This window comes from Streptomyces sp. NPDC051976, assembly GCF_040680795.1.
Lineage (GTDB): Bacteria > Actinomycetota > Actinomycetes > Streptomycetales > Streptomycetaceae > Actinacidiphila.
This window is the reverse complement of the sequence record NZ_JBFAXL010000003.1, coordinates 340,141-362,375: the sequence shown is the minus strand read 5'-3', so window position 1 is coordinate 362,375 and position 22,235 is coordinate 340,141. Positions and strand designations below refer to the sequence as shown.

Here is a 22,235-nt window from a genome sequence, read left to right as displayed (position 1 = left end):
GGGGGTTACCGGGGGCGGCCCCCCGTGTCTGGCGGGGGGGGGGGGGCCCGGGGACCGCGCGTGCCCGGGGCCCGACCGCTCAGGAGAGGGTGAACTTCTGGGCTGCGCTCGTGTTGCAGTCGTAGATCTGCAGGCGGTCCCCGGCCGTCCGGTTGTTGTTCGGGTCGTCCAGGCAGCGCCCGGAGGAGGGGTTGAAGAGCGTGCCGTCCGGGCGGCTCGTCCACGCTTGCGCGGCGGAGCCGTTGCAGTCCCAGAGCTGGACGGGAGTGGAGTTCGCGGTGCCGCCGTGCGCGACGTCCAGGCACTTGCCGAAGGTGCGCAGGGTGCCGTCGCCGGGCGCCGACCAGCGCTGGGCGTCGCTGCCGTTGCAGCTCCAGAGCTGGGACGGGGTGGCGGACGCCGGGTCGGCGTCGGCGATGTCGGCGCACAGCCCGCCGGGCCCGGTGATCGGCCCGGGAGGCAGCTGCCACTGCTGGGCGGCGTCGCCGTCGCAGTCGTAGATCTGCAGTTGTACGGCGCCAGGCGTGGTGTTGCCGTCGGGTACGTCGAGGCACCGGCCGGAGGCGGTGTTGACGAGCGACCCGTCGGCGCGGTGCGTCCAGGTCTGGGAGCCGAGGCCGGCGCAGGTAGCCAGGGAGACGGGTGAGTGGTTGGCGGTGGCGTTGCCGGTGACGGTCAGGCATTTGCCCAACTGCCGTAGCGTGCCGTCGCCTTGGTGGGCGACCTGCTGGGCCGCGCTGTGGTTGCAGCCGTAGACCTGGATCGGGGTGCCGTCGGCGGTGAGACCGCCGCGTACGTCCAGGCAGAGTCCGCCGACGCCGAGTGTCTCGCCGGTCGCGGGGTTGGCCGTGGCGGACCCCGACAGCGAGACGGTGTGCGAGGACGACAGCGGCAGCGACGCGGTGGTGACGGTGACCGTGCGGCGGTTGGCGTTCCACGACCAGCCGGTCTCGGGGATCTGGACGCCGTCGACGGACACCGCGGTGGGTGCGTCGGAGTTCGACAGCCGCAACGTGTAGGCGCGCGCGGTCGGGGCGCCGGGGTAGGAGCCGGTCTGCGCGCCGATGGTGAGCGTGCGGGAGGCGTCCTTCCAGGACAGCGGCGCGGCCGTGGACTGGCCGCCGCGGTACCCGGTGCCCTCGCCCGCGTCCTGGTAGAGGGTGAAGGAGCCGTCGGCGCCCGCGGGCACGTTCACCGTCAGCCTGGTCAGCGGGCTCTGGCCCTGGTTGTCGGTGTAGTCGGTGCGGGTCGGCAGGATGCCGCCCGCCTTGAGGAAGACCGGCATCCGCGAGAGCGGGTCGGTGACCGTGGCGGTGCCGGGACCGGTGTACGTGCGGCCGGTGAAGTAGTCCGTCCAGGTGCCGGGCGGGAACCACACGGACACCGAGCCGTTGCCGTTCGCGTCATTGGGCGAGGTGATCGGCGCGACCAGGACGTTGTCGCCGTACAGGTACTCGCCGGGGTTGGTGTACGCGGCGGCCTCGCCGGGGCTGTCGAGGTAGAGCGGCCGGACGATGGGCACGCCGGTGGTGCTCGCCGCTTGCGCCAGCGTGTAGGTGTACGGGACGAGGGACTCGCGCAGCCGCAGGAAGGAGGCCGCGGCGGAGGACGCCGCGCCGGTGTAGTTCCAGGGCAGCCGGTCCCCGTGGTCGGAGTGCATCCGGTCGATCGGCTGGAAGGCGCCCAACTGCATCCAGCGGACGTACAGGTCGTCGGCCAGGTGGTTGCCGTGGAAGCTGCCGATGTCGTCGCTGACATGGCTGAGCCCGGCCGCCGCCTCGTCCGGGGTGAACCGCGCCTCGAAGGCGAGCATGTCCCAGGTGGCCGGGGTGTCACCGGTGAACTGGAGCGAGTTGCGCCGCTCCGACCACGGCCCGATCGGGTAGTTGCCGTCGTCGCTGCCGTGCTGCGAGCCGCCGATGCGGGCGAAGGAGAAGCCGCGCAGGCCCTTGGCGGCGGCGTCGTCGGCGTACGCCTGGTTGATCAGGTTGTCGGGCGCGACCTGCGGGTCGGAGGCGGTCGACGCGCCGCAGCCGGTGCAGTAGTCCAGCCACCACTCGCGTACGCCCTGCTGCTCGAACGGCTGGTGCAGGGAGAGGTAGGCGGCCAGCTGGTTGGGGTTGGACCAGTCGAAGTCGTAGGTGCTGCTGGTGCCTTCGCGGGGCAGCCCACCGCCCTGCGCGTTGGCGGCGGCGAACTTCGGGTCGTCGCTCTGGACGGAGGTGTGGATGTTCATCGACACCGAGAGGCCCTGCTGCTTCGTCCAGTCCAGGAACGCTTGCGGGTCGGGGAAGAGCGCGGGGTTCCAGTTCCAGCCGTTCCACTGACTGGGCGCCTTCCAGTCGGTGTCCACCACCAGCCAGTCGAGCGGGGTGAAGTTCGCGCGGAACGCGGGCAGCACGGTGTTCTGGTAGTCGGCGGTGGTGTACGGGTAGTAGCGCGAGTACCAGACGCCGTACGCCGACTCGGGCAGCAGCGCGGTGGGGCCGGTGAGCGCGTGGAGATCGGCGAGGCCCTGCCGGTAGTTCTGGCCGTAGCCGAAGAAGTAGCCGTCCTCGTAGGGCTGGTTGCCGTGCGAGGGACGGTCGGTGACGGTGTGTCCGCCGCTGAGCAGCGCGGTGCGGGTGTCGTCCATCAGGTACCAGCCGCCGCGGTCCAGGATGCCCGGGTGCTCCGGCACCGGAAGCGTTCCCGGGTTGTCGAGCGACCGCGACCAGCCGCCGAGCTGGCCGGTCGGACCCGCGCCGTAGCCGGTGGTGGGGAGACCGGTCGCGGCGGGCGGGTACGACGTCGCCGACAGCGGTGTGACACCGATGCTGTCGATGTTGACCTTGCCGGTGTCGCCCGCGTTCTGGACCAGGGCAAGGGAGTTGCTGCCCGCCTTGAGGCTGACGGTGACCGAGGTGACCGCCCAGTCGTTCCAGCTCGCCGTCGGGGCGAGGCCGAGTGCCGGGCCCGACGCGCCGCCGACCCGGGTGGACAGACTGCCGGTGCCGCCCGCCGCGTTGGAGTAGCGCACCCACAGCCGGTAGTCACCGGCGGCCGGGACCAGCGCGACATCCTGCGAGAAGCCGCTGCCGGTGCCCTGGTAACCGGCCACGAAACCCGAGCCGTTGTGCCCGGTGTGGTCGTACGCGACCGCCGCCTGCCCGCTGAACTGGCCGTTCTCCGCCTCGCAGGAGGCGCCGTACGGGCAGAGCGACGGGAAGTCGGGCTGCGCGGTGACCCCGGTACCGGTCAGGGTGACCGACAGGTTCGCCGCGGTGAACGGCCCGCTGCCCTGCTTGTAACGCAGGCTCAGCCCGCTGGTCCTGATCTCGCGGTAGCCGTCGGAGGTGACGTCGGTGGTGTAACTCGGCACGGAGAACGCGCGGTTGACGGCGTTGAACGTCGTCGCGTCCTGGAAGACGCCGTCGCCCGCGTACTCCAGCCGCACCAGCGTGGGTGTCAGCACCTCGAAGCGGGCGTTGCCGTCGAGCACGACGGCCGACGCGGCCGAGGCCGCCGGCGCCGAGACGACGCCGGCCACGGACAGCGCGGCCAGCAGGCCGAGACCGGCGACGGCCGCGAGCAGCCTCCTGGCCGTGGTGGGGCGCGGGGAGCGGCGGCGGACCGACGCGCCGCCGCTCGCCCTGCGTAACGGTGCGGGGATACGAAGTGGTGTGGGGTCCACCTGCGCCTCCTGGTCATGTCTGCTGCTGGGCCCGGGGACAGGGCGCCACGGTCCTGACGCACCCGCGAACGCCTTTACAACGTCGTACAAGCGTGTCTCGGGCATGAGAGCACACCCGCGTGTGTCATGTCCACGCACTCGGTCGGCCAATTCCGGGCCTGCTGCCGGTGCGCCGCCGCGGACCGCCGCGGACCCGCCGCGGGCGCCGCCACGGCGCCGTTAGGACGCCGTGGCGCGGGCCAGCAGGACGCCGCCGACGATCAGCGCGACCGCCGCCAGCCGGCCCAGGGACACGGGATCCTTGTGGACCACGATCCCCAGGGTGATCGCGCCGATGGCGCCGATCCCGGTGAAGACCGCGTAGGCCGTCCCGACGGGCAGGGTCTCCATGGACTTCGACAGCAGGTAGACCGCGCCCATCATCAGGACCAGGCAGAGCAGTGTCGGCAGCGGCCGGGTGAAGCCGTCGGTGGGCTTGATGCTCTGCGACCAGGCGACCTCCACCAGCCCCGCGGCGATCAGCACCGCCCAGGTCATCGGAGTCCGCCTCCCAGGGAACGGGCCGCCGCCAGCGCCGCCGCGCGGGACCGCTCGTGCTCCGGGCGGTGCTCGGTGAGCGCCGGATCGATGAGGGAGTTGACCAGTTCGGTGGTGAGGAACACGGCGTCGTCGCCCTCGACGCGGTAGTGGCCCGCGAAGAAGTGGCGCAGATAGCGCTCGTGGTGGTCGTACGGCTCGCGCGGCATCCCCGGCCCGTACGCGCCGCCCCGGGCGCCGACGACGACGAACTTCCGGCCCGCCAGGGACATGCGCGGGAAGGTGACCTGATCCAGCCACGCCTTGAGCGCGGACGGAATGGAGTAGTTGTACATCGGCGCCGATATGAGGACGACGTCCGCGGCGACGAGTTCGGCGAGCAGCGGCTCGACCACCGCCCAGGCCGCCTCCTGCTCCGGCGTCCTCACCGCCTCCTTGTACCGGCCGATGTCGGTGATCTGGTGCGCGAGGACGTGGTCGCACAGCTCCGTCCACGCCTCGCCGATGTGCGGGACCGGGGTGGCGGCGAGGTCGCGGTGCACGTAGCTGCCGTCCGGGTGCGCGGCCCGCCAGGCCGTCGCGAACGCCTCGCCCAGCTCGCGGCTGAAGGACGCGCGCCGGGCGCTCGCGTCGAGGTGGAGCAGTGCGGCCATGGGGAATCCCCTCCCTGGAGTGTAAGCGGACACCGTGTCCACTTACACCGTGGCACACAAGTGGACACTCTGTCCACTTGGTCGTTACGGTGGTCCCATGACGCAGCGAGAGCGGGTGGACGCCGCCAGGAACCGGGCCAAGGTTCTCGACGCCGCCCGGCGGCTCTTCGCCGAGCGCGACCCGCGCACGGTGACGATGGGGGACATCGCCAAGGAGGCGGGCGTCGGCCGTGGCACGCTCTACCGCCGCTACCCCGACACGGCGTCCATCGCGACGGCCCTGCTCGATGAGCACGAGCGCGCGCTGCAAGAGCAGTTGATGCAGGGTCCGCCGCCGTTGGGACCCGGAGCGCCGCCGTCCGAACGGCTCGCGGCCTTCTACGCGGCGATGACCGATCTGCTCGACCAGCACATCGACCTGGCGCTCGGCGCCGAGACCGGGCCCGCGCGCTACGCCACGGGCGCGTACGGCTTCTGGCGGCTCCATGTGCGCGCACTGCTGCGGGAGGCGGGCGTGGCCGAAGTCGACGCCCTGTGCGACGTGCTGCTCGCGCCGCTGGCCCCCGAGGTGTTCACCCACCAGCGCGAGCGCGGGACGGACCCGGAGAACGTCAAGGCGGCGCTGGCACTTCTCGCCCGAGGGGTGCTCGGGCCGGGCACCCAGGGGCTGTCCGGCGGCGCGTAGCCGCGTTCCCCGGATGCCGACCCGGGTGAGACGGCGCACGATGGAATTACGTCCACGGGCAGGAGTGAGTGGCAATGCCCAGCAACGAGAAGCCGGACGGCACGGGACGGGGTGGCGAGGTCCGGCCGCGGCGTGTGCGGATTCCCGGATTCGTGGCCGACGACGACATCGGGCTCGGGGACGCCGTCAAGCGCGTGACGTACACGCTGGGCGTGAAGAGGCCGTGCGGCGGCTGCGACCGGCGGGCGACAGCGCTCAACCGGAGGATGGTGCTCTCCCCGCGGCGGCCGCGTTCCGGCACGTGACGCGGCGTCAGTCCGCCTTTTTCCTTTCCCCTCACCTCTCCCGAATCTTCGCGCCTTCTCGCTGGAGGAGTCTGATGGAGCAGGAATCCGTAGAACTCGCCCTGCCGGCCGACGAGGACGAGTCGCCCGTGCCCGACGACCGCGCCACCGCCCCGTACGCTCCCGCGCACCATGAGGGCGGCTGCGCGTGCGGCGCCGCGGGTCAGATGGCGGCGGCCCCGCAGTACGTGTACGTGCTCGGCCAGATCGACTTCCGGCTGCCGAGCCTGTCGGTCGAGAAGGAGATCGCCCAGATCGTGGGGCGGTCGCAGTCGGCCGGGCTGACCGACCGTGAGGCCGTCGTCCAGGCGGTGGCGCAGCCCGAGAACCGTTATCTCGCCCGGCAGTTGTGCTACGTGCTGAGCGTGCAGGGCATCGAGACGTATCTGCTCCGGCCGCGCGACAGCGGTGACTTCGCCCTGCTGGTGGACGCGCTGCGCCCGGACCCGGCCGAGGGCGACCTCGATCTCGTCATCGGGCTGCGCGGCCCGCTCGCCCCGCCGGATCTCTGCAACGGCCTGACGCTGCCCATGGTGGCGTTCGACCAGATCTACTCCTTCGACAGCCGGGAGTTGATCGCGGCCATCGACCGGCCGGACAACCTCTCCGCCGACCGTTTCGAGTCCGCCTCGCAGGAACTCCTGCGCCGGGTCATCCAGATCGGCGACAACGCGGGTGACAGCGACGAACACCGCGCCCTGAACTACCTCGCGGTCCGCTATCCGCGGATCTACGAGAAGGCGGTCGAGGAGTTCGCCGACGAATCCGCCCTGAGCGCCGTCGAGTTCCGTGACTCCCGGCTGAGCGGCTCGCGCAGCATCGTCGACGTCCTGTTCGCGTACACCAGCCGCAGGACCGATGTCACGCAGAAGTACTTCGTACGCGTCGACGTCACAGGGGAGTTCCCCTTCCTGGTGAACAAGCTCTCGGCGTACTACGACCGTTGAAAACGCGGCAGCAGAACGGAGTTGACGGATGATGACCATTCCCGGCTTCAGTGCCGAGACGACCGTGTACCGGACGAGCGGGCACTACCGCCCGTCGCGGTACGGCGACGGCACCGCGGCGGCAAGCGCGGGGATCGTGCCGCAGTCGTTCCCGACAGAGAGCAGTCTGTGCGCCCTGGAGTGCCGGGGCGCGTGCATCGGCCCCTGCCTGCACAACCCCACGGGCAGCCGGTGCCGCACGTGCACGACCGAGTGCATGGCCGGTTGTGACGACAGCGGCGTCCTCGGCTGACCCGGCCGACCCGGCCGACGCGGCACGCGTCGGAACACGCCCGCCGGGCCCGCTGGACCTGGTCGGGCTGCCGCCGCTCATGGCGCTCGGCGCGGGCAGCGCCCGGGTCGCGGTGGCTGTGGTCGACGGCGCCGTGGCGCTGGGCGGCCCGGAGTTCGCCGGGCGGAGGGTGCGCTTTCTGCCGGGGCCGGAGGAGGCGCCGGGTGGGGGACAGGCGGGGTGCGAGGGGCCGACACGCGGCGCCGGGACTTGCGACGGCATGGCCGGTGGCGCCGCGTGCCCGCACGGCACCTTCGTGGCGGGGCTGTTGAGCGCGAGCCGGTCGTCGGCGGTGCCCGGGATCTGCCCTGGCTGCACGCTGCTCGCGCACCCGGTCTTCGCCGCCGGGCGGTCGGGTGGCGCCGCCCGTCCGGTGGCCGACGCGGGTCCCGCCGCCCGGGTGGGCGAACTCGCCGCGGCCGTCGTGCGGTGCGTGGACGCCGGAGCCCGGGTGCTCAACCTGAGCGTCGCCCTGGCACGACCCGCCGCCACCCTGCCCGACCACCGGGAGCTGACGGAGGCGCTCGACCACGCCGCCGCCCGCGGCACCCTGGTGGTCGTCGCCGCGGGGAACCAGAGCGCGCTGCGCACCTCCGCCCTCACCCAGCACCCCTGGACGATCCCGGTGATCGCCTACGACCGCGCGGGCCGCCCCATGGGCCTGTCGAACCTGGGCGGCTCGATCGGCACCCGAGGCATCGGCGCCCCCGGCGACCGCGTCACCGGACGCGTGGACGGCCGCCCCTTCACGGTGACGGGCACCAGCGCCGCCGCGCCCTTCGTCACCGGCGCCGCCGCGCTCCTGATCTCCCTCTTCCCCGCCGCCCCGCCCGCCGCCGTCCGCGCCGCACTGCTGCACGGCCGCCCCGCCGCCCGCCGCACCGTCGTACCCCCGCTGCTGGACGCGTGGTCCGCGTACACGCATCTCGCGTCCGCCGAACGCGGCCTCCACGTAAGCCCGTTGACGTGACGGAGGACGCACGGGTGTGACGAAACCGGGACAACCCCGAGGGCCGAGACCGCATCTGCATCTGTGACCGCACAACACACAGGGGAGTCACAGGTGACAGAGCAGGGGGAAGACCACCGCTCCGGGCAACAGGACGGAGCGAGGGCACGCACGCTCAGGCGGGTGCTGTGGGGCGCGGGCATAGCCGTCGCGGCCACCGCGGCGATGGTCGCCGTCACACTGCCGAGGGGTGCCTCGGCGCACAGCGACACCACCGCGGGCGCCACACCGGCGTCGTCGACGGGACAGAGCGGCACGGGCGGCAACGCCGTGACCGAGAACGACGCACCGCAAGGAACGCAGACCGGGATCGGGCCCCTGACCAAGGCCGAGGTCGACCGCGCGCGGACCATCGCGACCACCGCACTGCAGCACGGCACACCGCGCGGCCTTCGCACCGCGGAAGGCGCGCAGGGCGCGGAGTACCTGGACACCGATCTGGTGGACACACCGGACGCCACCTCCGACGCGCCGCGCCGCGTCGAGGTGCTGTTCTACGACTACGGGCACGACCAGCTCGTGAAGCAGACCGTCAACCTCGCCACCGGCACGGTGGAGCACACCGACACGGCGACCGGCGTCCAGCCGCCGCCGTCCAACGACGAGACCCGGCAGGCCGCCGCGCTGCTCATCAAGGACCCGCTCGGCAAGGGCCTGCGCACCGACTTCAAGGCCGCCACCAAGGGGCAGGACCTCACCTCGCCCGACCAGCTCAGGCTGCGCGGCCTGTCCTTCAACACCGGCGAGCAGTCCGCGCCGGCCGGCCTGGACAAGTGCGGCAGGAACCGCTGCGTCCGGCTGTTCACACAGGCGAAGAACGGTCCCTGGATCGACACCACGGACTACGTCATCGACCTCAGCGACCACACCGTCGGCCGGATCCACTGAGAGCGGAGAACCAGGCAACCATGCACATCCTCAACGTCCGCCGCGCGATCGGCGCGGCCTCGGCGCTCCTGCTGCTGCCCGCCGTGTTCACCGGGGCCATGAGCGGCAGCGCCGCGGCCGCCCCGCGCACGGCCCCCGCCTCGACAAAGCGGTCGACCCCCGCACCCGCCCCCTGCGGCACCGCGCGGCCGATCACCAAGACGCTGCCCAGCGGCACCAAGTGGACCATGTGCTGGCGGATCAGCGGCACCAGGGGACTGGTCCTGGAGAAGATCGCCTACCAGCCCAGGAAGGAGCCCAAGCCCATCACCGTGCTGGCCTCGGCGGCACTCGCCCAGGTCAACGTCCCCTACGACTCGGGGACGGTGGAGTACAACGACCTCTCCGACATCGGCTTCGGCAACACCGCCGTCGACATCAGCCCCGCCGAGTGCCCCGGCGGCGCCATCAGCTCGGCGTACGTCCCCTCGCAGGAGCGGAACGTCAAGGCGCTGTGCGTCACCACCGCGCCGCACGGCTACGCGTACCGCAACGACGACGTCGACACCCACGGAAACCCGAAGAAGTACACCGCGCAGGGCAGCGACCTGGTGGTCTTCTCCGTCTCCCAGCTCGGCTGGTACGAGTACGTGACCCAGTGGAACTTCTCCGACGACGGGACCGTCACGGCCAAGGTAGGCGCCACCGGGGACCTGTCGCCCAGCGACTACAGCGGCCAGGGCACCGGCTGGCCGATCGGCAAGGGCGACCACGACCGGGCCACCAGCCACTACCACTCCGTCTTCTGGCGGCTGGACTTCGACATGGACGGCTCGTCCAAGGCCAAGGTCGAGCAGTACGACACCAAGGAGGCGGGACACGGCACCGGCTCGGCGATCCTGAAGACCACCCGGACGGACGTCACCAAGGAACTGGCCGCCACCTCCGCGCTGCGCCGCTGGTGGCGCGTGGTGTCCACGGCGGGCAAGAACACCGACCAGCACCCGCGGTCCTGGGAGCTCGTACAGCAGCACTCGGACCACTACGACGCCCACGCCTACACCTCCAAGGACGTGTACTTCACCGAGTACCGCGCATGTGAGCAGATGGCCAGCGGCAACAGCGACCCCGCGTGCGCCGGGCGCGGCACGTCGGTCGACAAGTGGACCAACGGCGAGACACTCACCCACCCGGTGATGTGGGTCAACGTGGGCTTCCACCACATCCCGCGCGACGAGGACCAGACCCCGATGCCCATCCACTGGCAGGGCTTCCAGCTCGCGCCGCGCGACGTCACGGCGATGAGCCCGCTCACCCCCGACGCCCTCTCCGGCAACAACGGCCAGGGCCACTGATCCCCACCGCCCCGGCTCCGCGCCCCGTCCGGCACATCCCGGGCGGGGCGCGGCTCTTTCGACCGGTTCGGCCGCTGTCGTGCCGTCAGCGCATAGGGATTTCCCTACGTTTGGGCAACTGACGACGCCTGAATGCTTGTGAGGCCGTGGCCTCTGTGGTGCTCTTGTGCCTCACGGGGTAACTGATGCCGAGGAGGCACACGAGTCTCATGATCAAGCGAATTGTCGCCGTGGCGGCGCTGATCCCGGCCATGCTGGGCACCACGTCCGGTCTCGCGTCGGCGCAGTCCGCGCCGAAAGCGGCCTCATCGGTGGTCACCCTCACCTACGACGCCAGCCAGGCGGGGCCGTGGGCGGCCGCCGTCAGGCAAGGAGTGGCGAACTGGAACGCGGCGGTGCACAACGTGCACCTCCAGCCCGCGAGTTCGCCGGGCGCGGCCGACTATGTCTACGAGGCCACCGACGGCTGGCCCCAGACGACACTCGGGCCGATCTTCCCCGGCGGCAGCGGCGAGGTGCAGCTGGGGCAGCAGGCGGTGGACGAGGGCTACGACATGACCCGTATCGCGGCGCACGAGACCGGGCACATCCTCGGGCTGCCCGACCACTACAGCGGCCCCTGCTCGGAGATCATGTCGGGCCACGGCCCCGGCACCTCCTGCACCAACGCCAAGCCGAACGCGACCGAGGCGGCGCGGGTCGACCGCAACTACGCGGGCCGCAGGGGCGCGATCCGCCCGAACACCCGCCAGATCGTCATCGACATCTGGTCCGGCGCGGTGACCACCTCCTCCCGCTGACGGTTCGTCAGCGTCCTCGACGGGCAGTGCGTCCGGTCCGCGGCACCGCGGCCGGGCGCCGCTCGTCGTCCCGGCCCGCGACGGTGAGCGTGCAGTGGCCGTCCTCGCAACTGCGCCGCATCCGGCCGCGCGAGACGGTCTGGATCAGCCCGATGGTCCAGCACATCGGGCAGGCGCGCAGCGCCAGCGCGCCGACCGGCAGAAGCAGCAGGCTGACCGGGCCGACGGCCGGGATCAGCGCGACCGAGCCGATCAGCCCGCCGAACCCCACCACGCCACGGGCCAGATGACGGGGCAGGGACGTACTCGCGAAGTCAGGCCCGAGGGCTGTGGGCGGGGCCACGGCAGCGGCCTTGGTCGTCGTCATGGGTGTCTCCGGGTGCGGCTTGTGACGGGGTACGGAGTGACTGCTGCACGGCGGTACGGGCCCGGTGCAGGCGGGACTTCATCGCGGCGGTGGTCAGGCCGAGCGCCTCGCAGACCACGCGCCCGCTGTGGCCCTGGACGTCCCGCATGACCAGCACGACCCGCTGCTCGGCGGGCAGTGCGGCGATGGCGGCCGCCACGGTGGCCGCCTCGATCCGCCGCAGCACCTCGTCCTCGGCCGACAGCACGGCGGTATCGGGCACATCGGCGTCGGGCACGGGCGCGTGGGCCCGTACCGCCCGCGCCCGCCGCAGGCACTCGTTGCGGACGACACGGAACATCCACGACGCCAGCGCCCCGCTCGCCCGGAGCATCCCGATCTTGCGGTAGAGGATGATCAGGGCTTCCTGCGCCGCGTCCTCGGCGTCCTCGGGGGTCGCGCAGAGCGAGCGGGCGAAGCGCCGCACGTTCGGGTGAGAACCCGACACCAACGCGGTCATCGACTCCACGTCACCGCTCTGGGCGGCGGCGACCACCTGGTCGTCGGGCCAGGACTTGTCAGCCACGCGCCGCCTGCTTTCGCCTGCGCAGGACCACGAAGCCGCATGTGCAGAGCAGCACGGCCCCGGCGGCGACGGCGATAGCGATGAGCATGGAGGTCCTCCTCGTCTCCGTCCCGGCGTGTGCCGGGACATGTATAGGAGGCGCCGACCCGCCGAAAGGATTCCGCCTGCGCCCGAAGTGGTGTGAGCCGCGGTCGGACTTTACGCCTTTGGTCCCGTACGGGCTGATACACCCACTACGCTCCTGCATCGAGGGGGCGGTGTGGACACGACGGGGTTACTGGCGCTGGGCGCCGCGGGTGGGTCGCTGCGCGGCCTGGTCGACGCGTACAACCAGGTCGTGGCCTGGCAGGTGGCCCGCCGCGACCTCCGCAGAACCCCCGACGCCCGGGACCGCGCCCTGCCTCGTCTGACGGAGTACCTCGACCCGGTGCCCGACAGTGTCGCGACGGCCTTCCACATGGCCCTGGGCGCCGCGGGCGCCGCGATGTTCGGCCTGTCGGGACAGATCACCGGCGCTTACGCGGCGATCGCCGTCGGCATCTCCGCACCTGCGCTGCTCACCCAACTGGGCCGCGTCCAGAGCGTCAGCGAGGCCGTCACCGGCACGGCGCGCCCGGCCGCCGTCACCGGCACCGCGCCCGAACCGCCGCGGCTCGCCGGTGTCCCGGACCAGGAGGGCACGGGCTGATGGCGCCCCGGGGCGTCGCGAGGCGCACGGTCGCCTCGGTGCTCGGCATCCGGCACTCCGGCGGGGCGGCGCCCGTGGGGCCCCGGCCGCGCGGGGGGCACAGCCTGGCCCGGCGCTGTGTCGCCGCGGTACTCGGCGTACCGCTGCCGCCCGCGGCGCGACCGGCGGCCCGCCAGCCGTTGCAGGTCGTGCACGGCTGGACGGCGCCCGTCCCGCCGGACCACGAGCTGGACCTGCTCGGCCCTCCTCAGGCCCTGGCAGCGCCCCCGCGACCGCGACTGCACGCGTGGCCCGCCTTGCTGCTGGCCGCGACATGCGCGGCGGCGGCGCTGGCGATCGTCATGACAGGCGTCCGCCCGTTCCGCGGCTCCCACCACGTCGCCCCCGCGACCCAGGGTGCGCTGTTCCACCTGCTCCCCTCTCGTATCCAGCACGCCGGGAAGATCATCGTCGGGACGACGGACCAGGCTCCGATGGTGTCCCTGTCCGGCGGCGCACCGACGGGACTGGACCCCGACCTTCTGCGGGCGCTCGGACGGGAGTTGGGCGTCGAGGTCGACTTCGCCTCCACGGACCGCGGCTCCCTTGTCCAGGAGGTGATGAATGGGCGTGTCGACGTCGCGGCCGCGGGGCTCACCGTGACGGCGGCCCGCGGGCGGTACGTCGACTTCGTCGAGTACCTCACCGCCGGGTCGGTGGTCACCGTACCGGCGGCCAACCCCGGCCACATCGACTCCATCGCGGACCTGTGCGGCAAGAGGGTCGCCGTCGTGACAGGCACCACGGCCGCCGCTTCGCTCACGGCCGGGGACTGCGCGGGTGCCCCGGTGCAGACCGTGGCCGACAGCAGCCCCGTGGAGGCGCTGGAAAGCGTCCGCATCGGGGTCGCGGACGCGTCCTTCACGGACTTTCCCTCGGCCGACTACGTCGCCAGGCAACCGAACTCCCGCCTCGCGATCGTCGGCCGACAGATCGATCCCGCCCCGTACGGCTTCGCCGTCGGCAAGCAGGACGCCCAGCTCCGCCGAGCCCTCAAAGCGGCCCTGGACGCCGTCATCGACGACGGTACGTACCGGCAGATCGTCGCCAAGTACCACCTCACCAGTGGCGCCGTCAGCGCCGCCCGCGTCGACGGCGGCGCATGAGAGATCGTCCCGGCACCGTGGTCTTCCACGACCTCACATTTACGACTCGGGCCTGCGCCCCCAAGCGGTGAGCATCCCGGCGGACAGGGCGGCGCACTCGTCGGAGGCCAGGTAGCCGATCGCCTGGTCGACGGCGGCGTCGTCGACCAGGCCGGTGGCGAGCATCGCCGCCCGGCCGCGGTCCCAGGTGTCGGCCCAGAAGCGGCTGATGGGGCTGCCGGGGATCAGCGGGGGCACATGGAGTTCGGCGGCGACGGAGGTGAGGCCCGCCGCGCGGAGCAGGCGGGGGTAGGTGGGGACCCAGGTGACGTCGGTGCCGATGGTGGCGTGCAGGCCCTGCCACATCGCGCGCATCGCGGTGTCGTACGGCGTGGCGGGCGTACGGTCGCCGGAGAGGTCGACCGCGTCGCTGAGGACGAGCACACCGCCGGGCTCGACGAATTCGGCCAACGCCGTGATGACGCGCTCGCGTTCGGGCAGGTGCATCAGGACGAAGCGGGCGTGGACGAGGTGGAAGCGGCCGGGCGCGAAGCCGGGGTCGGTGATGTCGGCTTCCAGGACGTCGAGGCCGGGCACGGGGCGGGCGCGCAGGAAGCGGCCGTCGCGGTCCACGGCGAGCACGCTCGCCACATCGGCCTCGGCGAGGAGCCGGCGGGAGACCGTGCCCGTACCGGCACCGACGTCGAGGCAGCGCCAGCCGGGGCCGGCGCCGAGAGCCCGGAGCCGTGCCATCGTGATGTCGTCGTAGGCGAGGGCGCCGAAGTCGATGCGCTCGCCCTCGCCCGCCTGTTCCGGACGGAAGACGTCCTGGCCGTAGCGGCCGCCACCGGGCGTGTCCCGCGCGTCCGGCGTCACCGTACGGTCGGCGCGGCGGTGAGGGTGCGGATGTCGGTGAGTCTCATGGCCGGACCTCTTCACGCGGGGGCGGTGCTCGGCGGCCCGTCCCGAGCCCGGCCGCCGTTCCCATCCTCCACCGGCGGCGGCCCGCACGGCCGAGCGGCACGCCGTACCTGGCGGCCCATCAGATCGACACGGGGAAGCGGGCGCGGCACCGTGCGGAGTGCCGCGCCCGCGGTTCATCCGGTGTCACCTCACCCGGCGTCACCTCGTGTCATGTCACCTCACGTCAGCGCGAACTTCTGGGCCGCGCTGCCGTTGCAGTCCCAGATCTGCAGCCGGGTGCCGTTGGCGGTGTTGCCGCTCGGGTCGTCGAGGCAGCGGCCGGACTGAGGGTTGAGCAGCGAGCCGTCGCCCTGCTGGACCCAGTTCTGGCCGCCGGCGCCGTTGCAGTCCCACAGCTCGACCTGGGTGCCCGCGGCGGTGCCGCTGCCGTTGATGTCGAGGCAGCGGCCCAGGGTCCGCAGCGAGCCGTTGCTGTTGTGGTACCAGTGCTGGTCCACCGCCCAGTTCTGGCAGTCCCAGAGCTGGACGGCGGTGCCGTTGGTGCCCGTGTCGTCGGCCGCCACGTCCACGCACTTGGCGGCCGGGCCGACGGCGGGGCCGCCGCCGTTGACCGAGAACTTCTGGGCGGCCGAGCCGTTGCAGTCCCAGATCTGCAGCCGGGTGCCGTTGCCGGTGTTGCCGTTGGGGGAGTCCAGACAGCGGCCGGACTGCGGGTTGAACAGCGACCCGTCGGAGCGCTGCACCCACTTCTGGCCGCCGACGCCGTTGCAGTCCCACAGTTCGACCTGGGTGCCCGCGGCGGTGCCGTTGCCGTTGATGTCGAGGCAGCGGCCGATCGTGCTCAGCGAGTCGTCGGCGTTGTGCCGCCAGTGCTGGTCCTCGGCGTAGGTCTGGCAGTTCCACAGCTGGACGGCGGTGCCGTTGGTGCCGGTGTCGTCGGCCGCGACGTCCACGCACTGGCCGCCGGGCCCGGTGATCGTGCCCTGCGGGCCGTTGGGCACATTGGTCTCGCCCGCGTAGCCGACGGAGACGACGTTGGCCTGGACCGCGTTCTCGGCGGCGTCGCTCGGGTAGCCCGAGACCATCACACCCTCGAAGAACGTACCCATGTTGCGGTTGCTGTTGTCACCGCCGGTGCCCAGGATGATGCCGCCCTCCTGGTGCATCGGCCGGTAGCCGCCGCGTGTCGGCAGTCCGCCGCTCCACCAGGTCGACAGCCCGCCGGACTGGGAGTTGCCGCCCTTGAGGGCGTACGTCGTCTGCCCGTCGTTCTTCAACACGGCGGTCACGAACGGGCTGTTGTTGCCCTTGTTCGCGGTGTTGGAGCCGTTGTCGCCCTGGAACATGCCGTTCTCCATGTCGGCCTCGATCCACGGGCCCGAGCCGGAACACGGCTGGAAGTAGCAGGTGGTCGCGATGGAGACGGCGTCCATGTGGCCGTTGCCAGTGTCGGCCGGGGTGCTCTCGGCGTTGCCGTAGTCGAAGCAGCAGTCCGAGCCGACGTGGGTGCCGCTGGCGACCATGTAGGCGCCCTCCGCCTGGCCGTTGACGGCGACACCGGAGGCCGCGCCGACATAGCGGTAACCGACACCGGGCGAGATCCAGATGCCGTACACCTTGTGACCGCCCGCGGTGACGGCGAGTTCGCTCGCGTCCGCGCCGCGGTCCGCGGCGCCCGCGGTCCCCGACGGGCTGATCGCCAGGTCGTTGTGGCGCGCGCTCTGGTCGTAGACCTTGCTGATCTGGCACGTCGTGTTCGCACAGAACTGGTCCTGCTGCTGGGCGTTGGCGTACCCGCCCTGGGCCAGCAGTCCGATGTCCGCGCGCGCCCCGTCCGAGGCGCGCGTGACCTGGTACAGCGGGCCGTTGTACGAGGAGAACAGGGCGCGCACTGTGCTGTGCGCGGCCACACAGGGGGTGCCCGCGGAACCGTAGATGTCACAGGGCAGCGAACCGGCGGCCTGCGCCGTACCCGGCAGGCCGATCAGCGCGCCCAGCAGTACGGCGGCGGTCGCCAGCGCGGACAGCACCGACCACCGGGACCGGCGGGACCAGCGGGACCATCGGGTCCGCCGCCTGGCCAGGCGTGGCGCGTTCACCGCGCCGTCGACCGTACCTGCGGAGGTTGATCTGCGTCTTTGCATCTCGAGCTCCTGACGAGTGGGGGAAGGGAGCTGGGGGGAGAACCGATCTGCTCAACGATGTAAAGCCGGGCATCAAGATGACAGCACAGTGTTTGTGTTGTGTCCATGCCTACGGCAGCGGTGATTCCCCGCTGCCGTAGGGTGGCTGACCGCACCTGGGCGGGCTGGGTGACGGCCTGTCATTAGCGCTGTGATCAGGTGCTATTGGGCGCTGGGATACGCGCCTTCGGGTGGGTGAGGCGTCGCCGTGCGGATATTCCGGTGCGGGTGGAAGGTGCGTACGAGGCGCTCGGCCGATGGTTCTCCAGGGGTTGCCCGCGTGGGGCGGGGGTGAGAACTTGGTGGATGTTCTACATCGTTGTACACGGAGGTCGGCGGTGTGCTCCCGGTGAGGGGGACGGGGGAGGTCAGAGCAGCGTGAGGATGCGGGGGCCGTCGTCGGTGATGGCGACGGTGTGCTCGATGTGTGCGGCGCGGCTGCCGTCGATCGTGCGCAGCGTCCATCCGTCGGGATCGGTGCGGTAGTCGTTGTGGCCTCCCGCCATGAGCATCGGCTCGATGGCGAGGGTGAGACCGTGGCGCAGCGGGAAGCCGCGCCCCGGGCGTCCGAAATTGGGCACGTGCGGGTCCTCGTGCATACGGCGGCCGATGCCGTGGCCGCCGAAGTCGGACGGCATGCCGCAGGCCGCCTCGCGGGCCACGGTGCTGATGGCATAGGCGATGTCGCCGATACGGTGGCCGACCGTGGCGGCGGCTATTCCGGCGTCCAGCGCCTGCTGGGTGGCGGCGATGAGTGCGACGTCGGCGGGGCGGGCGGTGCCGACGGTGAAGCTGATCGCGGCGTCGCCGGTCCAGCCGTCCAGTTCGGCGCCGCAGTCGATGCTCACCAGGTCGCCGTCGCGCAGGCGGTAGTCGTTAGGGATGCCGTGGACGACGGCGTCGTTGACGGACGCGCAGATCACCGCGGGGAAGGGGGTCGGGGCGAAGGCGGGCCGGTAGCCCAGGAATGGGGAGCGGGCTCCGGCCTTGGTCAGGACGGTGTGCGCGGCCTCGTCCAGTTCTCGCAGGCGCACCCCGACGGCTGCGGTCTCGCGTGCGGCCGCGAGGGCCTGGGCCACTACGCGGCCGGCTTCGCGCATCGACTCCAGGGCTGTGTCGGTCTTGATCTCGACCATGGTGCGGGGCTCCTTGTGCTGTTCGTGCTTCTGCTGTGTGCGCTGCGGTGCTGCCCAATACTTATACCGGTATTAGTATCACGGGCATGGTGAGAGTTCCTTTGAGCCCGCAGGAGCGGCGGCGGGGTGAGCGCTTCGGGGTTCTGCTGCGGACGGCCCGGGGTGACCGCAGCATGGTCGAGGTCGCTGCGGCGGCCGGGGTGTCCGCGGAGACGCTCCGCAAGATTGAGACGGGGCGGGCGCCTACTCCGGCCTTCTTCACGGTTGCCGCGCTGGCGCACGCGCTCGGGTTGTCGCTTGACGTGCTTGCCGCGGCGTGTGCGGAGGAGGGCGACGACCGCGAGGGTGGTGAGGTGCGGTCGGCTTGAGGGGTCGGGGGCCGACGGGTGAGTGGGGGTGTTCGGGGCGTGGGGGTGCCCCGCCGGGCGGGGGCGCGGCGGGGCGGGGTCTGGGGCGGTTAGTTGTGGAAGGCCGTGGTGCCGTTGGGGGTGCCGAGGCCGGTGGGGCCGTCGTAGCCGGGTTCGGCTGAGCAGAGGTAGGCGGGGGAGCAGGTGCCGTTGTTGCCGGTGGTGATGTCGTTGAGTGCGGTGGTGTGGGAGTAGGGGAAGGAGCTGGGGTGGGAGCCGGAGGGCGGGGTGCCCGCGTCCGCGTAGATGCCGGTGATGATGGGGGTGGCGGCGCTGGTGCCGCCGAAGACGTCCCAGCCCTTTTCCTGGTAGCTGTCGTAGACCGCGAGGCCGTGGGCGGGGTCGGAGACGGCGGCGACGTCGGCGGTCATGCGCTTGGAGCAGCCGGTGTCCTTCTGCCACGACGGCTTGGCCTCGTAGGCGGAGCAGCCGGATCCGGTGCCCTCACCGGGCTTGGTGTTCCAGACGGTCTCGCTCCAGCCGCGCCCGTCGGAGGACCTGACCAGGTCGGTGCCGCCGACCGAGGTGACGTAGGGGGAGCTGGAGGGGTAGCCGACGCCCCAGGAGTAGTTCCAGTCGCCGCTGCCCGCGACCACGGCGACCCCGGGGTGGTCGTAGTAGTCCTTGTCGTAGGTCGGGTCGGACGAACTCTCCTTCCAGATGTAGCTGTTGGAGACGAACTTGGCGCCGAGCTTGACGGCCTCGTTGACGGCGGCGCCCATCTCGGAGACGCCGCCCTTCGTCGCCTCCACGAAGAGGATCTTGGCGTTGGGGGCGACCGCGGAGACCAGGTCGAGGTCGAGGGAGTCCTCCGCGCCCTGGTTGGCGCTGGCCTTGGGGGGCAACGGGCTGGTCTTTCCCGAGGAGTTGACCTTCTTGAAGCAGCCGTTGGCGGTGGTGCAGGCGGGCAGGCCGTACTGCTTGCGGTACGTCGCCAGGTCGCCGGCGGCGTCCGGGTCGTCGTACGCGTCGATGACCGCGACGGTCTGGCCGGAACCGCCGTTGGCGGGCAGGTCGTACGCGCTGCGCAGGTCGGCGGGGCCGTAGCCGGACGGCGTGGCGTCAGGGGTGACGCCGAGGCTGCGCACGTGCTCGGTGGGGTTGTCCACCTTCAGGACGTCGCAGGACGCCACGGTGGTGGACGGTATCGCGCAGAGCTGATGCCATGTCAGCCGCGGTGCGGCCACCGTGTGGTGGGCCGGGCCCGCATGGGCCGAGGTGGCCACGGCGAGCGTCGTGGCGGCCAGCGCGGCGACGCCGAGCGCCGACAGCGCGGCTCTGGGGCGGTGGTAGGCGTGCTTGCTCATGCATGTTCCTTTGGGAGGAGTGTGATGTGGGCATGCCAAAGTGATGGTTGGGGAGGAGTGTGGCGGTGCGCCCGGCGGATCAGGGGATGTTGTACATGGGGTTCGGCAGCTTGAAGCCGCGGTCGTCGTAGCCGCCCGCGTAGTCGCTCACCTGGTCGCCGATGGCCTCGACGAAGTCGTAACCCTGGCTCTGCTCAAGGTAATTGCGGGTGCCGGACTTGAACGGGGTGGCCGTGCAGGTGGTGCCGCAGGGCAGGTAGACCGGCGGGTTGCTGCGCGGGCGGAGATAGAGACCGTCGATCGGGAAGCCGAGGCCGGTGAGCTGGTTGCGGGTGACCGTGGTGAGTTCGTCGTGCCGGCCGGTGATGAACACGACCTTCACGCCGTGGTCGTGGGCCCAGTGGGCGAGGTCCAGCGTCGGCTGGATGACGGGGTACGTGTTGTCCGCGTTGGCCTTCGCGTCCGCCGCCGACGCGTCCGCGCCGCCGCCGAAGTCGTAGTCGGCGCTGACCGGGTAGGTGGACAGGGACGTGTCGTCGATGTCCAGCATGATGGCCGGTGTCTTCGGTGCGTGGTGGGCCAGGCGCCACTCCAGGTAGGTCTTGGCTTTGCCGATCTGCGCGGAGACGTCCGCGGCCCACTGGCTGCCGGGGCCGATGTGGTGGTGGCCCGAGGAGTCCTTGGTGTCGTGGTAGTACGTGGTGATCTGGATCTTGAGCTGGTCGAGGTTGCGCGGCTCGTGGCCGACCCGCTGGTAGTCGGGCGGCGGTGTCGTGGCGCCGCTGTCCGCGGCGGCCGCGCCGGCGCCGGCCAGGACCGCGCTCAGGGCCGCTGCCACGGCCGTCCTGACCGCCGTCGACGAGGCGGTTCTCGGGCGAGTTCTCACAGTGCTCCTCGGGGGAAGGGAGGGTGGGACCGACGGTCAGAAGACGGTGTCGGCCTGGTCGGGGACGATGCTTCCGTCGTCGCGGCGCACCGGGCCCGGGCTGCCGTCCGGGTTGGTGTAACCGGTGGTCGAGCAGGGGTACGGGGTGGCGCGCCGCGGAAGGGGCTGCAGGAACATGGGGTTGACCAGCCACCTGCCGTCCGCGTCGTCGTACGCGCGGCACATCAGCTCGGGGGCGTTGCGGTTGACCGCCAGGCGGACGCCGATCGCGTCGCCGACGAAGACCACGTCGGTGGCCGAGTCACCGGCCGCCAGCACCGCGTGCCTGCCCGGCGGCGCGGGCCGGAACGCCGCCGCGCCGTGGATGCCGAAGACGTCCTGGTTGACGAAGCACCGCTTGCCGCTCACATAGGTGAGCACCGAGTCGGCGCCGTCCGGGATGTCGCCGCACCCGCGCAGGTGCGGGGTCTGGCGGCCGTGCGCGTACAGGCTCTGGATGCCGAGTACGCGGTCGGGCGGGATGCCGAGACCGGCCGCCCAGACCTGGACGTCGATCTGCGGGGAGGCGCTGGCGACCCAGACCGCGTAGCCGTCGCGGGTGAGGGTGTGGATGAGGTCGCGCTGTTCGGCGTAGTAGCGGATCCAGCCCGTGACGTGGTGGCTGCCCACCTGCTGGGTGGTGCCGACGGGGGCGGCCAGGTTCTGCGCCCGGGCGCGTTCCGCGTAGGAGGCGATCTCGGCGGCGGTGTGCCCGGTGAGCAGTTCGGCGACCCATGCGGAACCGGGGGACATCAGGCGGTGGTCGTACCCGGCGAACGCCTTCTCGCCGCCGGTGGTCGCGTTGTGGTAGACCGCGTAGATCTCGTCGGCGCAGCCGGTGTCGGTCGCCGTCGGCAGCGGCTCCCCGACCGCCGCCGACGCGTCGCAGGCGGTGCTGAGCGCACGGTCCGCCGCTGGGGTGAGGTAGCTGTTCAGGGACGACCAGTCGGCGGGGTGCAGCACCTTGTCCTCGCGCAGCACCCAGTACAGGAGTGCGTCGCCCACGTCGTTCTTGACGACCGTGTTGTCCCAGTCGAAGACGGCGACCGGGGTCGTGCCGCCAAGTGCCGTACGGCGGGCCCGAGTCGGCGCCGCGCCGCAGGGCGCGTACAGGTCGACGACCTGCTGGATGCGCGCCCGGTTGGTGCCGTACCACGCGGGGGAGTCGCTGAGGGTGGCGCAGGGGTGCCGTGGTGACGGGTTGTCAGGTGCGGCGGACGCGCTCGCCGGGGCGAAGGCGGTCGCCAGCAGGGCCAGCGCGAGGCAGGTCAGCCGGGTGCGGCGCCTGCTGCGGACGACCGGGGGTACGGGCATCGCTGCCGCCCTTCGTGACGGGGTTGTCTCGTGCGGGAGTTGGGGGGGGCGGGATGCCGCCCGGGCGCGTACCTCGTGGGACGCGGCCCCGGGC

At 71.9% G+C, this 22,235-nt stretch carries 23 protein-coding genes; 11 read left to right on the top strand and 12 right to left on the bottom strand.

The window, feature by feature from the left end:
- Positions 1 to 79 precede the first annotated feature (79 nt).
- The 3 genes from AB0M29_RS05755 to AB0M29_RS05745 form a co-directional block, all read right to left on the bottom strand.
- Positions 80 to 3,673 (bottom strand): ricin-type beta-trefoil lectin domain protein, encoded by a 3,594-nt coding sequence (locus AB0M29_RS05755; RefSeq protein ID WP_365379410.1) that lies wholly within the window; start codon positions 3,671 to 3,673, stop codon positions 80 to 82.
- Between the two features lie 219 nt (positions 3,674 to 3,892).
- Positions 3,893 to 4,210 carry a multidrug efflux SMR transporter gene (locus tag AB0M29_RS05750; protein ID WP_365379408.1) on the bottom strand — a complete coding sequence of 106 codons (318 nt, stop codon included), beginning with the start codon at positions 4,208 to 4,210 and terminating at the stop codon, positions 3,893 to 3,895.
- Positions 4,207 to 4,863, bottom strand: a complete 657-nt coding sequence (locus AB0M29_RS05745; protein ID WP_365379405.1) for an NAD(P)H-dependent oxidoreductase — start codon at positions 4,861 to 4,863, stop codon at positions 4,207 to 4,209. The genes AB0M29_RS05750 and AB0M29_RS05745 overlap by 4 nt, the downstream gene beginning before the upstream one ends.
- Positions 4,864 to 4,960: 97 nt before the next feature.
- On the opposite strand from AB0M29_RS05745, the gene AB0M29_RS05740 reads away from it, so the two are divergent.
- From AB0M29_RS05740 to AB0M29_RS05705, 8 genes are all read left to right on the top strand, one after another.
- The gene (locus AB0M29_RS05740; RefSeq protein ID WP_365379403.1) at positions 4,961 to 5,548 is read left to right on the top strand and encodes a helix-turn-helix domain-containing protein; all 588 of its coding nucleotides are present in this window, start codon (positions 4,961 to 4,963) and stop codon (positions 5,546 to 5,548) included.
- Positions 5,549 to 5,622: 74 nt separating this feature from the next.
- Positions 5,623 to 5,853, top strand: a complete 231-nt coding sequence (locus AB0M29_RS05735) for a hypothetical protein (RefSeq protein WP_365379401.1) — start codon at positions 5,623 to 5,625, stop codon at positions 5,851 to 5,853.
- Between the two features lie 74 nt (positions 5,854 to 5,927).
- Positions 5,928 to 6,839 (top strand): hypothetical protein, encoded by a 912-nt coding sequence (locus tag AB0M29_RS05730; RefSeq protein WP_365379398.1) that lies wholly within the window; start codon positions 5,928 to 5,930, stop codon positions 6,837 to 6,839.
- A gap of 28 nt (positions 6,840 to 6,867) precedes the next feature.
- Complete coding sequence (locus AB0M29_RS05725; protein WP_365379395.1) at positions 6,868 to 7,131, top strand: hypothetical protein; 264 nt, start codon at positions 6,868 to 6,870, stop codon at positions 7,129 to 7,131.
- Positions 7,106 to 8,140, top strand: coding sequence for a S8 family serine peptidase (locus tag AB0M29_RS05720; RefSeq protein ID WP_365379393.1), 1,035 nt, complete (start codon positions 7,106 to 7,108; stop codon positions 8,138 to 8,140). The genes AB0M29_RS05725 and AB0M29_RS05720 overlap by 26 nt, the downstream gene beginning before the upstream one ends.
- 93 nt (positions 8,141 to 8,233) lie before the next feature.
- A complete protein-coding gene (locus AB0M29_RS05715) occupies positions 8,234 to 9,067 on the top strand; it encodes a Tat pathway signal sequence domain protein (protein ID WP_365379390.1) in 834 nt (277 codons plus the stop codon).
- Positions 9,068 to 9,087: 20 nt separating this feature from the next.
- Complete coding sequence (locus AB0M29_RS05710) at positions 9,088 to 10,401, top strand: copper amine oxidase (protein ID WP_365379388.1); 1,314 nt, start codon at positions 9,088 to 9,090, stop codon at positions 10,399 to 10,401.
- Between the two features lie 209 nt (positions 10,402 to 10,610).
- A complete protein-coding gene (locus AB0M29_RS05705; RefSeq protein ID WP_365379385.1) occupies positions 10,611 to 11,201 on the top strand; it encodes a snapalysin family zinc-dependent metalloprotease in 591 nt (196 codons plus the stop codon).
- Positions 11,202 to 11,208: 7 nt separating this feature from the next.
- Here AB0M29_RS05705 and AB0M29_RS05700 read toward each other — a convergent pair whose 3' ends face one another.
- The 3 genes from AB0M29_RS05700 to AB0M29_RS05690 are packed head-to-tail and all read right to left on the bottom strand — an operon-like array spanning position 11,209 to position 12,221.
- Positions 11,209 to 11,568, bottom strand: coding sequence for a hypothetical protein (locus AB0M29_RS05700; RefSeq protein ID WP_365379383.1), 360 nt, complete (start codon positions 11,566 to 11,568; stop codon positions 11,209 to 11,211).
- Entirely contained in the window at positions 11,516 to 12,133 is a 618-nt protein-coding gene (locus AB0M29_RS05695) for an RNA polymerase sigma factor (protein ID WP_365379380.1), read from the bottom strand. The genes AB0M29_RS05700 and AB0M29_RS05695 overlap by 53 nt, the downstream gene beginning before the upstream one ends.
- A complete protein-coding gene (locus tag AB0M29_RS05690) occupies positions 12,126 to 12,221 on the bottom strand; it encodes an LPXTG cell wall anchor domain-containing protein (RefSeq protein ID WP_365379377.1) in 96 nt (31 codons plus the stop codon). Before AB0M29_RS05690 ends, AB0M29_RS05695 begins: the two co-directional genes overlap by 8 nt.
- 171 nt (positions 12,222 to 12,392) lie before the next feature.
- Between AB0M29_RS05690 and AB0M29_RS05685 the strand changes: the two genes are divergently transcribed.
- Together AB0M29_RS05685 and AB0M29_RS05680 are read left to right on the top strand one after the other, a co-directional pair.
- Entirely contained in the window at positions 12,393 to 12,821 is a 429-nt protein-coding gene (locus AB0M29_RS05685; RefSeq protein WP_365379375.1) for a hypothetical protein, read from the top strand.
- Complete coding sequence (locus AB0M29_RS05680) at positions 12,821 to 13,966, top strand: ABC transporter substrate-binding protein (protein WP_365379373.1); 1,146 nt, start codon at positions 12,821 to 12,823, stop codon at positions 13,964 to 13,966. Before AB0M29_RS05685 ends, AB0M29_RS05680 begins: the two co-directional genes overlap by 1 nt.
- Positions 13,967 to 14,005: 39 nt before the next feature.
- Here the strand turns inward: AB0M29_RS05680 and AB0M29_RS05675 are convergent, their stop codons facing one another.
- The 3 genes from AB0M29_RS05675 to map form a co-directional block, all read right to left on the bottom strand.
- The gene (locus AB0M29_RS05675) at positions 14,006 to 14,821 is read right to left on the bottom strand and encodes a class I SAM-dependent methyltransferase (RefSeq protein WP_365379370.1); all 816 of its coding nucleotides are present in this window, start codon (positions 14,819 to 14,821) and stop codon (positions 14,006 to 14,008) included.
- A 266-nt stretch (positions 14,822 to 15,087) separates the two neighbouring features.
- Entirely contained in the window at positions 15,088 to 16,968 is a 1,881-nt protein-coding gene (locus AB0M29_RS05670) for an arabinofuranosidase catalytic domain-containing protein (protein ID WP_365379367.1), read from the bottom strand.
- A gap of 452 nt (positions 16,969 to 17,420) precedes the next feature.
- The gene (gene map, locus AB0M29_RS05665) at positions 17,421 to 18,188 is read right to left on the bottom strand and encodes a type I methionyl aminopeptidase (RefSeq protein WP_365379365.1); all 768 of its coding nucleotides are present in this window, start codon (positions 18,186 to 18,188) and stop codon (positions 17,421 to 17,423) included.
- Between the two features lie 86 nt (positions 18,189 to 18,274).
- Here map and AB0M29_RS05660 point away from each other — a divergent pair, with 86 nt between their 5' ends.
- Positions 18,275 to 18,556: a helix-turn-helix transcriptional regulator gene (locus tag AB0M29_RS05660; protein ID WP_365379362.1), complete on the top strand. Its 282-nt coding sequence runs from the start codon at positions 18,275 to 18,277 to the stop codon at positions 18,554 to 18,556.
- Positions 18,557 to 18,645: 89 nt separating this feature from the next.
- On the opposite strand, the gene AB0M29_RS05655 is transcribed toward AB0M29_RS05660, so the two are convergent.
- From AB0M29_RS05655 to AB0M29_RS05645, 3 genes are all read right to left on the bottom strand, one after another.
- The gene (locus tag AB0M29_RS05655; RefSeq protein ID WP_365379359.1) at positions 18,646 to 19,902 is read right to left on the bottom strand and encodes a S53 family peptidase; all 1,257 of its coding nucleotides are present in this window, start codon (positions 19,900 to 19,902) and stop codon (positions 18,646 to 18,648) included.
- A 79-nt stretch (positions 19,903 to 19,981) separates the two neighbouring features.
- The gene (locus tag AB0M29_RS05650) at positions 19,982 to 20,740 is read right to left on the bottom strand and encodes an HAD family acid phosphatase (RefSeq protein ID WP_365379357.1); all 759 of its coding nucleotides are present in this window, start codon (positions 20,738 to 20,740) and stop codon (positions 19,982 to 19,984) included.
- Between the two features lie 84 nt (positions 20,741 to 20,824).
- Positions 20,825 to 22,141 (bottom strand): haloacid dehalogenase-like hydrolase, encoded by a 1,317-nt coding sequence (locus tag AB0M29_RS05645; protein ID WP_365379355.1) that lies wholly within the window; start codon positions 22,139 to 22,141, stop codon positions 20,825 to 20,827.
- Positions 22,142 to 22,235: the final 94 nt, after the last annotated feature.